Here is a 13,810-nt window from a genome sequence, read left to right on the forward strand (position 1 = left end):
CCTCCATCGATAACGCTCTAACGGGGAACGATAAAAAAAGGGGCTGTACCTGCGCACAACCCCTTTTTTGCTACTGTCCGGGCGGGCCCGGCTTACTTGCCCAATTCCTGCATGGTGGCAGCATCCAGGCGGCCCGTCTGGCTGATGTTGCGGTCTTTCTGGAAAGTACGCAAGGCATTCACCGTCTTACGGCCCATGGAGCCATCGGCCACGCCAGCGTCATAGCCCAGCTGGTTCAGCTTGTCCTGGGCTGCTTTCATGGACATGCTGGCCGACGCCGCGCCAGGTGCCGAGGTTTGCGATGGAGCCGTGCCGCCATCCACGCCCAGCTTGCCGCCACCGCCCAGGCCTTGGCCCTGCACGGTTTGCGCCTTGTAGTTGCGCAGCGAGCGGACCATGTTGTTGTAAGCGTCCATGAAGGCCGCGGCAATCACCTTGCCCTGGGGCGTGCTGTTGTACATGCCCGCAGCACCGCCACCGGAGCCGCCAAACAGCGCGCCCATGCCACCCCAGTCGGTCTTGGAGGCGCTGCCTTCCGACACCGCCACCTGCACGCTGGAGCGGTTGTCGATCATGGTCAGCATCACGCTGGCTTCACGCGTGGCGGTCTGGCCGGCCACGGCACCCAGCAGTCTGCCCGTGCCGCCAAACAAACCACCCACCGCAGCGCCTGCGCCACCGGTGTTCTGGTTGAACATGACTTCAGGCGATAGGCCGTAGTCGGACGACACCATCTGGCCCTTGCCGAAGTTGCTGCCCTGGCGCATTTCACCGGAGTTTTGCAGCTGGCGCTCGCGGCTCATGGCGTTCATGCCGGTCTGGCTGCGCTCCACCACGATGAAGCAGTTGGACTGCTGGATCATCAGGCGCAGCAGGCTGGCCGTGGGCGGCAGGCGGTATTGATTACGCAAGATGGTGTACCAGCCGGCTTGCTCGTTTTCAATCAAAGACACCGTACCCAGGGACGACGCGCATTTTTCCAGCTGCGAGTTTTCATTCGCGCTGCTGGCGCCGCCGGCACTGCCCGTGGCCACGGTTTTGGCCTCAGGGTTGCCCATTTTCATGTCGGTGGTTTCACAACCGGCCAAAAGGGCGACCGCACACGCTGCCACGAGGGATATCTTGATTTTTTGCATGCTGATGTTAGTAAAAGAAAAATGCGTCACAGTGTACGAAACGATCATTTCGCCGCAACCCATCCATCGGCAAAAACGTCCTGCTTATGGCGTAAGCGGCACGCGGTAGAGCCACACGGGCCGCCCGTCCGGCGCCTGCAGGCGGCCGGTGGCGCGCACACCCGGTACCTCAAATTCCAGGCTGACCATCCAGCTGCCGGGCTGCTGCTGCGCACGGGCCTTGTCCCAGGCGCGGGCCATGCTCTCGGGGCGCTGGAACAGATACACCATGGCGTACGGCGCCCAGTCGGCACGCCAGATGTCGCCGCGGCGCACGCGCGCCCAGGGGCAGCGCAGGGCACACAGAGCGCGCAGCGGCCAGCTCCACTCCAGACCCTGCAAGCGCGCCTGCGGGTAGGCCAGGCGCAGCGCCTGCAAGCCGTGGCCCAGGCCGCAGCCGGCGTCCAGCACCAGCGCACCCTCGGGCAGGGGCACGACCTCGGCCAGGCCTTGCAAGGCCCGCGCAGGTGTGGGAAACAGGGGCGCGTCGCGCCAGGCATTCAGCGGGTAGACCAGCAGCAGCAAGGCCAGGGGCAGCAACCAGGCCCAGGCTGGCAGGGCCAGCGTGCCCGACAAGGCCAATGACAAGGGAAAGCCCGCCGCAATCAGGCCACGCCGCCACCAGCTACGGCCTAACAGGCTGCAGGCCGCGCCGCCCGCTGTTGCCAGGGCCAGCGCCCCGAGAACCGGCAAGCCCAGCCACAGCAACACGGTAAAAACCGCCCAGGCACCGCCCCAGGCCAGCAGCGCAGGCAAGGGCCAGGGCAGGCGTGGCAAGGGCGCAGTACCGGCTTAGCGGGCAGCGCCGCGCGACAGCTTGTCGATCAGGCCGTTGAGCTCGTCGAGTGAGCCGAACTGCACCACGATCTCGCCCATTTCCTCGATCTTGCCGTGGCGTTTGACGCGCTTCTTGATCTGGATTTCCACCTCGGCCATGAGCAGGTCGGAGAGTTCTTCTTCCACCCGCTTCAAGTCGCGCGACTTCTCTTTCTTGGCCTTGGGCGAGGCGGTCAGCGAGAACTCGGCGCTGAGCTTCTTGACCAGGCCCTCGGCCTCGCGCACCGACATCTTCTTGGCGGCGATCTGGCTGGCCGCAGTAATTTGTGTGGCCCGGTCCAGCGACAGTAGGGCGCGTGCATGGCCCATGTCCAGGTCGCCGGCCATCAGCATGGTCTGCACCGGGTCGGCCAGATTCAGCAGGCGCAGCAGGTTGCTGGCGGCGCTGCGCGAGCGGCCGACGGCCTGGGCCGCCAGCTCGTGCGTCAGGCCGAATTCCTTCACCAGGCGCTGCAGACCTTGGGCCTCTTCCAGAGGGTTCAGGTCTTCGCGCTGGATGTTTTCGATCAGCGCCATGGCGGCGGCGGATTCATCGGGCACATCGCGCACCAGCACCGGCACGCGGTCCAGCCCGGCCAGGCGGGCCGCACGGAAGCGGCGTTCACCGGCAATGATTTCGTACTTGCCGGCGTTGTCGCCGCTGGTCAGGCGCCGCACCAGGATCGGCTGCATGATGCCCTGTACCTTGATGCTCTCGGCCAGCTCGTACAGCGCGCCCTCGTCCATGCGGGTGCGCGGCTGGTACTGGCCGGCGACCAGCTCGGTCAGCAGCAGCTCGGTCGGCAGGCCGGGCTCTTGCGGCACCGGGTCTTGCACCTTGGGGCCGAGCAGAGCGTCCAGGCCCATGCCCAGGCCTTTGCGTTTGGGGGTTGCCATATCTATGTGCTTTCTATTTTTGATTCAGTAACAGCGCCCTGCCCTGCGGCCAGTCGCCCAGGCCGGATTCGGCATTCACATGGCCGCGCGCGCCTATGTTGTGCAGCGAAGCGCCCCAGTGCCCGGCCAACTGTGCGGCCGCCTCAAAGCTGCAATACGGGTCGTCGATGGACGCCACCAGCGCCGCCGAAAACGGCAAAGACTGCAGTACCGGCTGCGCCCAGCGGTGCAGCTGGGGCGGAAAATCCGACTGGGTCGTATCAGGCGGAGCCACCAGCAATGCGCCCTGCACTTTCGCGGTGCTGCCCGACACCGCCGCCCAGGCCGCCACCAGATGGCAGCCCAGGCTGTGCGCCGCCAGCAGCACCGGGCCGTCCTGCTGCTGCACCACCTCTTCTAGGCGGGTGATCCAGTCGCCGCGCAGAGGCTGCAACCAGTCGTGCTGCTCGACCCGCAGGTCAGCGAACTGGGTTTCCCACAGGGTTTGCCAATGGCCGGGGCCGGAGTTTTGCCAGCCGGGCAAGAGTAAAACGCGTGCTGATGTCATATGCTATTAATTTAGTAGCTGCTGGCGCAGGTATTTACTGCGCCAGCAGCCCATTTATTACATGGTCTTGATGCGGGTCACCATTTCTTCGGCGAACTCAACATAAGCCTGGCTACCCTTGGCGGACGGGTCGAACACCACGCCCGGCAGGCCGTAGCTGGGCGCTTCGGCCAGGCGCACATTGCGCGGGATCACGGTGTTGAACACCTTGTCGGCAAAGTGCGCCTTCAGCTGGTCGCTGACCTGCTGCTGCAAGGTGATGCGCGGGTCGAACATCACGCGCAGCAGGCCGATGATCTGCAAGTCCTTATTCAGGTTGGCGTGCACCTGCTTGATGGTGTTGACCAGATCGGTCAGGCCTTCGAGCGCAAAGTATTCGCACTGCATGGGCACGATGACGCCGTTGGCGGCGCACAGACCGTTCAGTGTCAGCATCGACAGGCTGGGCGGGCAGTCGATCAGCACAAAGTCGTAGTCGGCGGCCACCGCCTCGACGGCAGCGCGCAGCCGCTTTTCGCGCCGCTCCATGGCCACCAACTCGACCTCGGCACCGCTGAGTTCGCGGCTGGAGCCGAGCACGTCATAGCCACATTTCTCGGACTTGACCCGCGCCTCGGCAATCGTGGCCGACTCCAGCAGCACGTCATACACCGTCAGCTCCAGCGTGCGCTTGTCCACGCCCGAGCCCATGGTGGCATTGCCCTGCGGGTCCAGGTCGATCATCAGCACCCGCTGGCCGACCTTGGCCAGGCCGGCAGCCAGATTCACCGTGGTGGTGGTCTTGCCGACACCGCCCTTTTGGTTCGCAACACAAAAAACTTTAGCCATGGAAACCTTCAGCGCTTACTTAACTTATTTCGACAGGGCCAGCTTGACGCCAAAGCCAATCAGGAAAACACCCGCCAGCTTGTTCAGCGCGCGGGACACGACCGGGTTCGCACGCATGCGTTCGGCCAGAAAATGGGTCAACAGGGTGGCGATCAGACCGTACACAAAGGTCAGCGCGGCAATCGTCAATGCCATCACCGCAAAGGTCAGCAGGCCCTGGTGGTGCACCGGGTCCACAAACAGCGGAAAGAAAGCCATATAGAACACGATGGCCTTGGGGTTTAGCAAGGTGATCATCAAGGCCTGGCGCAGGAAGTGTGATGGGCGGATGTTCAGAATCGGTGCGTCGCCGGGTTTGGCCAGCAGCATCTTGGCACCCAGGTAGGCCAGGTAGGCAGCGCCCAGCCACTGCACCGCCGCAAACGCCACCGGATAGCTGGCCAGCAAAGCCGCCACGCCGGCCACGGCCGTCCACATCAGCACCTGGTCACCCAGGATCACACCCAAGGTGGCCGCCAGGCCGCCACGGATGCCGCCCTTGCTGGTGGAGGTGATCAAAGCCAGATTGCCCGGGCCGGGAATCAGCAGGAAAACGATGATGGCAGCGACAAATGCGCCGTAGTTTGCAATGCCAAACATGGTGGAAATCCTCGGAGTGAACGCCGAGTTTAAGCGAGGGCTATTTCCGCTTCATCCAAACAATGCAACGCTCGGCGTCGAGACCAGGCACCGACAGCAGTTCCACGTGAAACACATCCACCGTCGCGGGCAACGCGGCCAGCTCGGCATCGGGGTGTTTGCCCTTCATGGCCAGCCACACGCCCTGCTCGGCCAGCGCTGCTTGCGACCAGGTGGTGAAGTCCAAGAGCGAGGCAAATGCGCGCGAGCTCACTACCTCGTAGGTGTCGGTCAGGCTCTCTACCCGCGCATGCACACCGCGCAGATTGCGCAGCTTCAGCTCCAGCGCCACCTGTTGCACAAAGGCCGCTTTCTTGCCCACCGTGTCGACGCAGCTCACATGCAAGTCCGGGCAGCAAATGGCAAACACTACACCGGGCAAGCCGCCGCCCGAGCCCACGTCCAGCAGCCGTGCGCCCGGCGCCAGAGTCGCCAGATGCTTTTGCAGCGGCGGCACTGCAGCCAGGCTGTCGATCAAGTGGTGGGTCAGCGCCTCGTCCGGGTCGCGCACCGCCGTCAGGTTGTAGACCTTGTTCCATTTCAGGATCAGGTCCAGGTAGCGCAGCAGGGTCTGCAGCTGCTCGGTCGATAAAGCCAGGCCGAGTTGTTCGGCGGCATGGGTCAGGGTTTGCAGACGGTCGCTCACAGAACGGCCTCTTCTACCGTGGGACGGTCCTTCCAGCCCATTTTCTTCAAATGCACCAGCAGCAGCGAGATCGCCGCCGGTGTCACGCCGGTCATGCGCGAAGCCAGGCCCAGAGTTTCCGGGCGGTGCTTGTTCAGAGTCTGGCGCACTTCATAGCTGAGTGCGGTGACGGCCAGGTAGTCCAGGTCGGCCGGAATCTTCAGGTGTTCGTAGTGTGCGGCGCGGTCGATCTCGGACTTCTGGCGCTCGATGTAGCCTGAGTATTTGGCGTTGATGTCTACCTGCTCCAACACCGCGGCAACGAAATCGGCCTCGGCTGTTTCACGTGGAACAGCGGCAGAAAACTCTTCCACCGCAAACTTGCCATCGGCCAAGGTCATCAGCTGGCCGTAGCTCACATCGGGCCGGCGCAGCAATTCGGCCAGGCTGTATTCATGCTCGATGGCCTTGCCCAGCACCCGCTCGGACTCGGTTGCCGCCAGGTTCTTCGGGCTGATCCAGAGGCCACGCAGGCGTTCTGTTTCACGTGAAACAGCATCGCGCTTGCGGTTGAACGACTCCCAGCGCGCATCGTCCACCAGGCCCATTTGGCGGCCGGCTTCGGTCAGGCGCATGTCGGCGTTGTCCTCGCGCAGCTGCAGGCGGAACTCGGCGCGGCTGGTGAACATGCGGTAGGGCTCGGTCACACCCTTGGTGATCAGGTCGTCTACCAGCACGCCCAGGTAGGCCTGGTCGCGGCCCGGCAGCCAGGATGCTTCACCCCGGCACTGCAGCGCAGCATTGATGCCGGCGAACAGGCCTTGGGCCGCCGCCTCTTCGTAGCCGGTGGTGCCATTGATCTGGCCGGCGAAGAACAGGCCGCCGATCTGCCGTGTCTCGAAACTGCTTTTCAAGCTGCGCGGGTCAAAGTAGTCGTATTCGATCGCGTAGCCGGGGCGCAGGATATGGGCGTTTTCCAGGCCCACCATGGAGCGCACCAGGTCGTACTGCACGTCGAACGGCAGGCTGGTGGAGATGCCGTTGGGGTAGACCTCGTGCGTGGTCAAGCCTTCGGGCTCCAGGAAAATCTGGTGGCTTTCCTTGTCCGCAAAGCGGTTGATCTTGTCTTCCACGCTCGGGCAGTAACGCGGGCCCACGCCCTCGATCTTGCCGGTGAACATGGGGCTGCGGTCAAAACCCGAGCGGATGATCTCGTGGGTGCGCGCATTCGTATGGGTGATCCAGCACGGCATTTGCGCCGGGTGCATGGAGCGTTTGCCCATGAAGCTGAACACCGGAATCTGGTCCCCCACCCCGCCCGGCATGCCGTCGCCAGGCTGTTCGGCGAGTTTGCTGTAGTCGATGCTGCGGCCGTCGATACGCGGCGGCGTGCCGGTTTTCAGCCGGGCTTGCGGCAGCTTGAGTTCCTTGAGTCGTGCGCTCAGGCTGACCGCCGGCGGATCACCGGCACGGCCGGCGGCGTAATTGTTCAGGCCCACATGGATCTTGCCGTCCAGGAAGGTGCCGGCCGTCAGCACCACGGTGCGGCTGCGGAACTGGATGCCAACCTGGGTGACGGCGCCGACCACGCGGTCGCCTTCGATCATCAGGTCGTCTACCGCCTGCTGGAACAGCCACAGGTTCGGCTGGTTTTCCAGCATGCGGCGGATCGCGGCCTTGTACAGCACGCGGTCGGCCTGGGCGCGGGTGGCGCGCACGGCCGGGCCCTTGCTGGAATTGAGGATGCGGAACTGGATGCCGCCTTCGTCGGTGGCCAAGGCCATCGCACCACCCAGCGCGTCCACCTCCTTCACCAAATGGCCCTTGCCGATGCCGCCGATGGACGGGTTGCAGCTCATCTGGCCCAGGGTCTCGATGTTGTGCGTCAGCAGCAGCGTCTTGCTGCCCATGCGCGCAGCAGCCAGCGCGGCCTCGGTGCCGGCATGGCCGCCGCCAACCACGATCACATCAAATTCCTGGGGGTACAACATACACATTCCTCTATCGGTTCAAGCGCCCTACTCGGATTGCACGGACGCGTCGGCGCAGAATGCCCCGAAAGGGACGGCGTGCAGGGTTCAAGCTGGGGGTTGTATATTTTAGTGGGCCGGACCGTTTCTGGCCCCCGGCGCCCGATTCCCCGTTCCCCCTCTGGTCCCATGCACATCCTCGCCCTGTCCGGCAGCCTACGCGCTGCTTCCATCAACAGCGCCCTGCTGCGCGCCGCCGCCCGCCTGGCTGAACCGGATGTGCAGGTCCACGTCAGCCATTGTGTAGGCCAGCTGCCGCTGTTCAACCCCGATCTGGACCCGGCCCAGCAGCCCGCTGTCTGTGCCCTGTACGCCGAGGTCCAAGCCGCCGATGCGCTGCTGCTCGCCAGCCCGGAATATGCGCACGGCATCAGCGGCGCGATGAAAAATGCGCTGGACTGGCTGGTCAGCTTCGAGCCCTTTGTGGGCAAACCAGTGGCCGTATTCAACGCCTCGCCGCGCGCCCACATCGCCGACGCCGCCCTGCGCGAAGTGCTGAAGACCATGTCCGCCACCATCGTCGAAGCAGCCTCCATCAGCATCCCACTGCTGGGCGCGCACCTGTCCGAAGACGCCATGGTGGCCGACCCGGTGGTGTCACACAGCATTCGGCAGGCTCTGGCGGCGCTGCAGCAGGCAGCCACACCCGGCCCCGCCGGACAAGACCCCGCATTCCCACTCAACACTTTCTAAGCCCACACACCATGCCCATCGACATCCCCAAAGCCGCCCGCACCCAAGCCATTGCCTCCATCGAGCGCTACTTCCAGGAAAACATGGAAGAGAAGATCGGCAACATCGCCGCGGGCGCCCTGTTGGGCTTCTTCCTCGAAGAAATCGGGCCGCTGGTCTACAACCAGGGCGTGAGCGATGTGCAGGAGCGGCTGCAGGCGCGGGTGATGGAAGTAGACATCGAGGTGCATGAAGACGCCTTCACCTACTGGAACAAGTACGACCGCGCCACCAAGGGCCGCACCAAGTAAGCCCTACGTGACCCAAGGCAATTTGCTACTTATTTAATAGCTGCCTGCACAGATAATTCCTGCGCGAGCGGCCCTTTTCCTTTAAATTCTCCGCCACACCCCGGTAGCCAACGCGCAGCCCCGGCGACAATCTGGCGCAACTCCTTACCTGAAAAGACCCTGCCCCATGGCCTCTAGCCTGTTTGTGTTGATTGACGATATTGCCTCCATCCTGGACGACGTGGCCCTGCTGACCAAGGTCGCGGCCAAGAAGACCACCGGCGTGCTGGGCGATGACCTGGCGCTGAACGCGCAGCAGGTGGCGGGCGTCAAGGCCGAACGCGAGCTGCCGGTGGTGTGGGCGGTGTTCAAGGGCTCGCTACGCAACAAGCTGATCCTGGTGCCGGCGGCGCTGGCCATCAGCGCCTTCGCGCCCTGGGCCGTCACACCATTGCTGATGGTCGGCGGCGCCTACCTGTGCTTTGAGGGCTTTGAGAAGCTGGCGCACAAATACCTGCACAGCCCGGACGAAGACGCCGCCCAGCACCAGGCTCTGGCGGCCGCCGTGGCCAACCCGGCGGTGGACCTGGTGGCGCTGGAGAAGGACAAGATCCAGGGCGCGGTGCGCACCGACTTCATCCTTTCCGCCGAGATCATCGCCATCACCCTGGGCACGGTACAGACCAGCGGCTTCAGCACCCAGCTGACGGTGCTGAGCACCATCGCCATCGTGATGACCATAGGCGTGTATGGCCTGGTGGCCGGCATCGTCAAACTGGACGACGGCGGCCTCTACCTTACCCAGCAAGCCAACGCCTGGAAGCAGCGCCTGGGCCGGGGCATTCTGGTGTTCGCACCGTGGATGATGAAGGCTTTGTCCGTAGTGGGCACGGCTGCCATGTTTCTGGTGGGCGGCGGCATTCTGACGCACGGCCTGCCCGTGCTGCACCACGGAGTCGAGGCCGCTACCCAACAACTCGCCGCCGTACCCGGTGCCGCCACCCTGCTGCCCTTGCTGGCCGACGGCATCACCGGCATCGTGGCGGGTGCCCTGGTGCTGGCCGGTGTGACGCTGGTGCAGCGCCTGCGACCTGCCAAGGCAACGCACTGATACGCTACTGAATTTATAGCTTCCAGCGCAGGTGCTATCTGCGCTGGAGCCTCATTTCTCTATAAACGCCCGGGGCGGGCTTGTCACGGTACTGTCACAGCCCAGAAAGACACTTGCGGGACTTCCCCCCACAAGGCTCTTTCCATGAACACCGCAAGCTCGGCAGCCGCGCCCTTCAAGCCGGCACACCCCCAACCCACCTCGCGGCCGCAACTGGACCGTAAAAGCGGGCCCATGACGGCCATCATCTTCATCGGTCTGCTGGCCGTAGGCCTGCTGTTCAGCGGCTACAGCCTGGTCAGCGATGTGCAGGATGCTGGCGCTGTGGCCACCACCTGGCTGCCCTACCTGCTGCTGGGCGTGGCCCTGCTGATCGCGCTGGGCTTCGAGTTCGTCAACGGCTTCCACGACACGGCCAACGCCGTGGCCACGGTGATCTACACCCATTCCCTGCCGCCGAATGTGGCGGTGATGTGGTCGGGCTTCTTCAACTTCCTGGGCGTGCTGCTGTCCAGCGGCGCGGTGGCCTTTGGCATCATCTCGCTGCTGCCAGTGGAGCTGATACTGCATGTGGGCTCCAGCGCTGGCTTTGCCATGGTGTTCGCCCTGCTGATCGCCGCCATTCTGTGGAACCTGGGCACCTGGTGGCTGGGGCTGCCGGCATCCAGCTCGCACACGCTGATCGGCTCCATCCTGGGCGTGGGCATTGCCAACGCGCTGATGCACGGCCGTGACGGCACCAGCGGCGTGGACTGGGCCCAGGCTACCAAGATCGGTTATTCGCTGCTGCTGTCGCCCCTGGTGGGCTTTGGCTGCGCCGCCCTGCTGCTGCTGGCCCTGCGCGCCCTGGTAAAGAACAAAGAGCTGTACGCCGAGCCCAAAGGCAACAAGCCACCCCCATGGTGGATCCGCAGCCTGCTGGTGCTGACCTGCACCGGCGTGTCCTTTGCCCACGGCTCCAACGACGGCCAAAAAGGCATGGGCCTGATCATGCTGATCCTGGTGGGCACCGTGCCCATGGCCTACGCGCTGAACCGCGCCATGCCCGCCGACCAGGTGGTGCAATTCGCCGCCATGGCCCAGGTTACACAGCAGTCACTGCGCACCACCAGCAGCGTGGTGGCACCGGCTGATCCACGTGAAACATTGACCACCTACCTGCGCACCAAGGAGTTCACGTCCGAGGTAGTGCCCGCACTGAGCGCGGTGGTGGGCGACATCGGCACGCAGGTGAAGGAACACGGCACGCTGGCCAAGGTGCCCGCTGCCGCCGTGGGCAATATGCGCAACGATATGTACCTGGCGTCCGAAGCCATCCGCTTCCTGGACAAGGCCGAAGATGCGCACCTGGGTGCTGAAGCCAAGACCAATCTGAAAGCCTTCAAAGGCCGCATCGACGACGCCACCAAGTTCATCCCGCTGTGGGTCAAGGTGGCCGTGGCCATTGCACTCGGCCTGGGCACCATGGTGGGCTGGAAGCGCATCGTGGTCACCGTAGGTGAAAAGATCGGCAAGACCCACCTCACCTACGCCCAGGGCGCATCGGCCGAACTGGTCGCCATGCTGACGATTGGCGCAGCCGATATGTACGGCCTGCCGGTGTCCACCACCCATGTGCTGTCGTCCGGCGTGGCCGGCACCATGGCGGCCAATAAATCAGGCCTGCAGATGTCCACCATCCGTAACCTGCTAATGGCCTGGGTGCTGACCCTGCCCGCCTCCATCCTGCTGTCCGGCTCGCTGTACTGGCTGTTCGCGCATATTTTTTAATCGGTTGCATGCAAACTGGCACCTACGGTTCCGATAAAAACGGCCTGGTCTGCGGATACCTTTTTGAAAACGGCGGCCCCGGCGCCGCCATCCAGTTGCCCGACGCGGTGGCCTGGCTGCAAAACGAGCAGCCCAAGGCCCCGGGCGACTTCCTCTGGCTGCACTTCAACCTGGCCGACGCAGCCGCCGAGGCCTGGATCAAAAACCACCTGGACGTGGTGCCCGAGTTCTTCGAGGCGCTGCACGAGGGCTCGCGCTCCACCCGGCTGGAAGACGCGCACGACACGCTGATCGCCGTCATCAACGACGTGGCCTACGAGTTCGCCTTCGACCCCGCCGAGATCGCCAGCCTATGGCTGAACGTGGGCCCGCACCTGGCCATCAGCGCCCGCTCGCACCCGCTGCGCTCCATCGACCGCATGCGCGCCAATGTGAAGAACGGCGGGCAGATCGCCTCCTCCGTGGCCTTTTTAAACACCCTGCTGCACGAGCAAGGCGATGTGCTGGTGCGCATCGTGCGCGACGCCACCGTGCAGGTGGATGTGATCGAAGACAAGTTCCTGGTCGGCCGGCTGCAAGACCGGCGTGCCGACCTGGGTCGCCTGCGCCGCGTGCTGGTACGGCTGCAGCGGCTGCTGGCGCCCGAACCGGGCGCGCTGTTCCGCCTGCTGCGCCTGCCGCCGCCCTGGATCAGCGAACACGACCTGGAAGAGCTGCGCCAGGCCACCGAAGAGTTCTCGCTGACCATCCGCGACATGTCGGAGCTGAAGGAACGCATCAAGCTGCTGCAGGAAGAAATCGCCGCCCAGGTGAGCGAGCAGACGAACCAAAGCGTCTTCACCCTGACCATGGTCACCGTGCTGGCCTTGCCCATCAACATCGTCGCCGGCCTGCTGGGCATGAACGTGGGCGGCATCCCGCTGGCCCAGCACCCGGACGGCTTCTGGGTGGTGGTGGCCATCATCGTGGCGTTTACGGTGTTTGCCGCCTGGTACGTGTACAAGCAGAAGAAGTAAGGCTTATTGCTACGGTTTTAGTAGCTGCTAGCGCAGGTACTGCGTGCGCTGGCGGCACATAGGACGTCAACCCTTGAAGAATGCATGGCATACGGGCTATGCTGGCAGGCCGGGCCGTTGCTGCCCAGGAGCAGGCCGTGGTCGCCACAAGTGGCCCCCACGCTGCAGACATTTCAACCACCACTGGAGTTTTTCATGTCCCTTCGCATCAACGACACCGCCCCCAACTTCACCGCGCAGACCACGCAAGGCGTTATCGACTTCCATAGCTGGATCGGTGACGGCTGGGCCTGCCTGTTCTCGCACCCCAAGGACTTCACCCCGGTGTGCACCACCGAGCTGGGCTATATGGCAAAGATCGAGCCCGAGTTCACCAAACGCAACTGCAAGATCATCGGCCTGTCGGTAGACCCGGTGGAAAACCACAGCAAATGGGTGGCCGATATCGAGGAAACCCAGGGCGCCAAGGTCACCTACCCCATGATCGGCGACACCAACCTGACCGTGGCCAAGCTCTACAACATGCTGCCCGCCGAGGAGCCCGGCACGTCGGATGGCCGCACCGCCGCCACCAACGCCACCGTGCGCTCGGTATTCATCATCGGCCCGGACAAGAAGATCAAGCTGATGCTGACCTACCCCATGACCACCGGCCGCAACTTCGACGAAATCCTGCGCGTGCTCGAATCCATGCAGCTCACCGCCAAGTACAAGGTGGCCACGCCGGTGAACTGGAAAAACGGCGACGACGTGATCATCACCACCGCCGTGTCCAACGAAGACGCCGAAAAGGCCTTCCCCGGCTACAAGACCATCAAACCCTACCTGCGCGTGACCAAGCAACCGGGCTGAACGCCCTCCGTCAGCGCACCAGCCGGAAGAACGTCAAGTCCATACCCTGCTGGGTGCGCCGCACCACGCCTTGCGGATCGAAGTAAACCCAGAACCACATGTCCTGCACCTCGCGCCAGCGGTAGGCCCAGATGTCGCCGGTCCAGGACATCACATGGTCTATCTGGGCGGGCGGGCCGAAGGCCCAGAGGATGTCGTCGCGGGTGGTGCTGCCAGACAGGTCGATTGCAGAAAACGCGTTGAGGTTCATCACCTCGCGCACCTGCTGCACCCTGCCGCTGGCATCCATGTCCACCATCAACACCGACTGGCCCATGGGCTGGGTGGAATACTGCAGGCGGTGCACGCCTGCGCGGTCCCGTTCGGCCGTGGGCTTGCCGCGTGCCGACAGCACTTCATCCCGCGTCATGCCGGGCGTCACGGCGCAGCCCGCAAGGGCCACGAGTAGAGAGGAAAAAACAGCCAAAGCAAGAGCGCGCATCGCAGTCATCCTTTCAAAACCG

The 13,810-nt window shown here is 64.0% G+C and carries 15 protein-coding genes; 6 read left to right on the top strand and 9 right to left on the bottom strand.

Annotated features, from left to right (window positions below; translation table 11 throughout):
- Positions 1–92: 92 nt before the first annotated feature.
- The 8 genes from AC07VY_RS22770 to mnmG form a co-directional block, all read right to left on the bottom strand.
- On the bottom strand, positions 93–1,136 hold the full coding sequence (locus tag AC07VY_RS22770) for a peptidoglycan-binding protein (protein WP_495099500.1): 1,044 nt from the start codon (positions 1,134–1,136) through the stop codon (positions 93–95).
- A gap of 84 nt (positions 1,137–1,220) precedes the next feature.
- Positions 1,221–1,952: a class I SAM-dependent methyltransferase gene (locus AC07VY_RS22775; RefSeq protein WP_495099499.1), complete on the bottom strand. Its 732-nt coding sequence runs from the start codon at positions 1,950–1,952 to the stop codon at positions 1,221–1,223.
- Positions 1,953–1,967: 15 nt separating this feature from the next.
- A complete protein-coding gene (locus tag AC07VY_RS22780) occupies positions 1,968–2,888 on the bottom strand; it encodes a ParB/RepB/Spo0J family partition protein (protein WP_495099498.1) in 921 nt (306 codons plus the stop codon).
- Positions 2,889–2,901: 13 nt separating this feature from the next.
- Positions 2,902–3,435, bottom strand: a complete 534-nt coding sequence (locus AC07VY_RS22785) for an RBBP9/YdeN family alpha/beta hydrolase (protein WP_495099497.1) — start codon at positions 3,433–3,435, stop codon at positions 2,902–2,904.
- Between the two features lie 57 nt (positions 3,436–3,492).
- Positions 3,493–4,263, bottom strand: coding sequence for a ParA family protein (locus tag AC07VY_RS22790; protein ID WP_495099496.1), 771 nt, complete (start codon positions 4,261–4,263; stop codon positions 3,493–3,495).
- Positions 4,264–4,287: 24 nt separating this feature from the next.
- Complete coding sequence (locus tag AC07VY_RS22795; protein ID WP_490591722.1) at positions 4,288–4,902, bottom strand: LysE family transporter; 615 nt, start codon at positions 4,900–4,902, stop codon at positions 4,288–4,290.
- Between the two features lie 40 nt (positions 4,903–4,942).
- Entirely contained in the window at positions 4,943–5,587 is a 645-nt protein-coding gene (gene rsmG / locus AC07VY_RS22800; RefSeq protein WP_495099495.1) for a 16S rRNA (guanine(527)-N(7))-methyltransferase RsmG, read from the bottom strand.
- Complete coding sequence (mnmG, locus tag AC07VY_RS22805; RefSeq protein ID WP_495099494.1) at positions 5,584–7,557, bottom strand: tRNA uridine-5-carboxymethylaminomethyl(34) synthesis enzyme MnmG; 1,974 nt, start codon at positions 7,555–7,557, stop codon at positions 5,584–5,586. Before mnmG ends, rsmG begins: the two co-directional genes overlap by 4 nt.
- Before the next feature lie 168 nt (positions 7,558–7,725).
- Between mnmG and AC07VY_RS22810 the strand changes: the two genes are divergently transcribed.
- The 6 genes from AC07VY_RS22810 (at position 7,726) to AC07VY_RS22835 (ending at position 13,307) form a co-directional block, all read left to right on the top strand.
- Complete coding sequence (locus AC07VY_RS22810) at positions 7,726–8,289, top strand: NADPH-dependent FMN reductase (RefSeq protein ID WP_495099493.1); 564 nt, start codon at positions 7,726–7,728, stop codon at positions 8,287–8,289.
- An 11-nt stretch (positions 8,290–8,300) separates the two neighbouring features.
- A complete protein-coding gene (locus AC07VY_RS22815; protein WP_495099492.1) occupies positions 8,301–8,579 on the top strand; it encodes a DUF2164 domain-containing protein in 279 nt (92 codons plus the stop codon).
- A gap of 166 nt (positions 8,580–8,745) precedes the next feature.
- On the top strand, positions 8,746–9,669 hold the full coding sequence (locus tag AC07VY_RS22820) for a DUF808 domain-containing protein (RefSeq protein WP_495099491.1): 924 nt from the start codon (positions 8,746–8,748) through the stop codon (positions 9,667–9,669).
- Between the two features lie 144 nt (positions 9,670–9,813).
- Entirely contained in the window at positions 9,814–11,439 is a 1,626-nt protein-coding gene (locus tag AC07VY_RS22825; protein ID WP_495099490.1) for an inorganic phosphate transporter, read from the top strand.
- 8 nt (positions 11,440–11,447) lie between these two features.
- On the top strand, positions 11,448–12,455 hold the full coding sequence (locus AC07VY_RS22830; protein ID WP_495077000.1) for a transporter: 1,008 nt from the start codon (positions 11,448–11,450) through the stop codon (positions 12,453–12,455).
- 195 nt (positions 12,456–12,650) lie between these two features.
- Entirely contained in the window at positions 12,651–13,307 is a 657-nt protein-coding gene (locus AC07VY_RS22835) for a peroxiredoxin (protein WP_495099489.1), read from the top strand.
- A gap of 10 nt (positions 13,308–13,317) precedes the next feature.
- Here the strand turns inward: AC07VY_RS22835 and AC07VY_RS22840 are convergent, their stop codons facing one another.
- The gene (locus tag AC07VY_RS22840) at positions 13,318–13,788 is read right to left on the bottom strand and encodes a hypothetical protein (RefSeq protein ID WP_495099488.1); all 471 of its coding nucleotides are present in this window, start codon (positions 13,786–13,788) and stop codon (positions 13,318–13,320) included.
- Between the last annotated feature and the right edge of the window lie 22 nt (positions 13,789–13,810).

This window comes from Rhodoferax sp. GW821-FHT02C08, assembly GCF_059421805.1.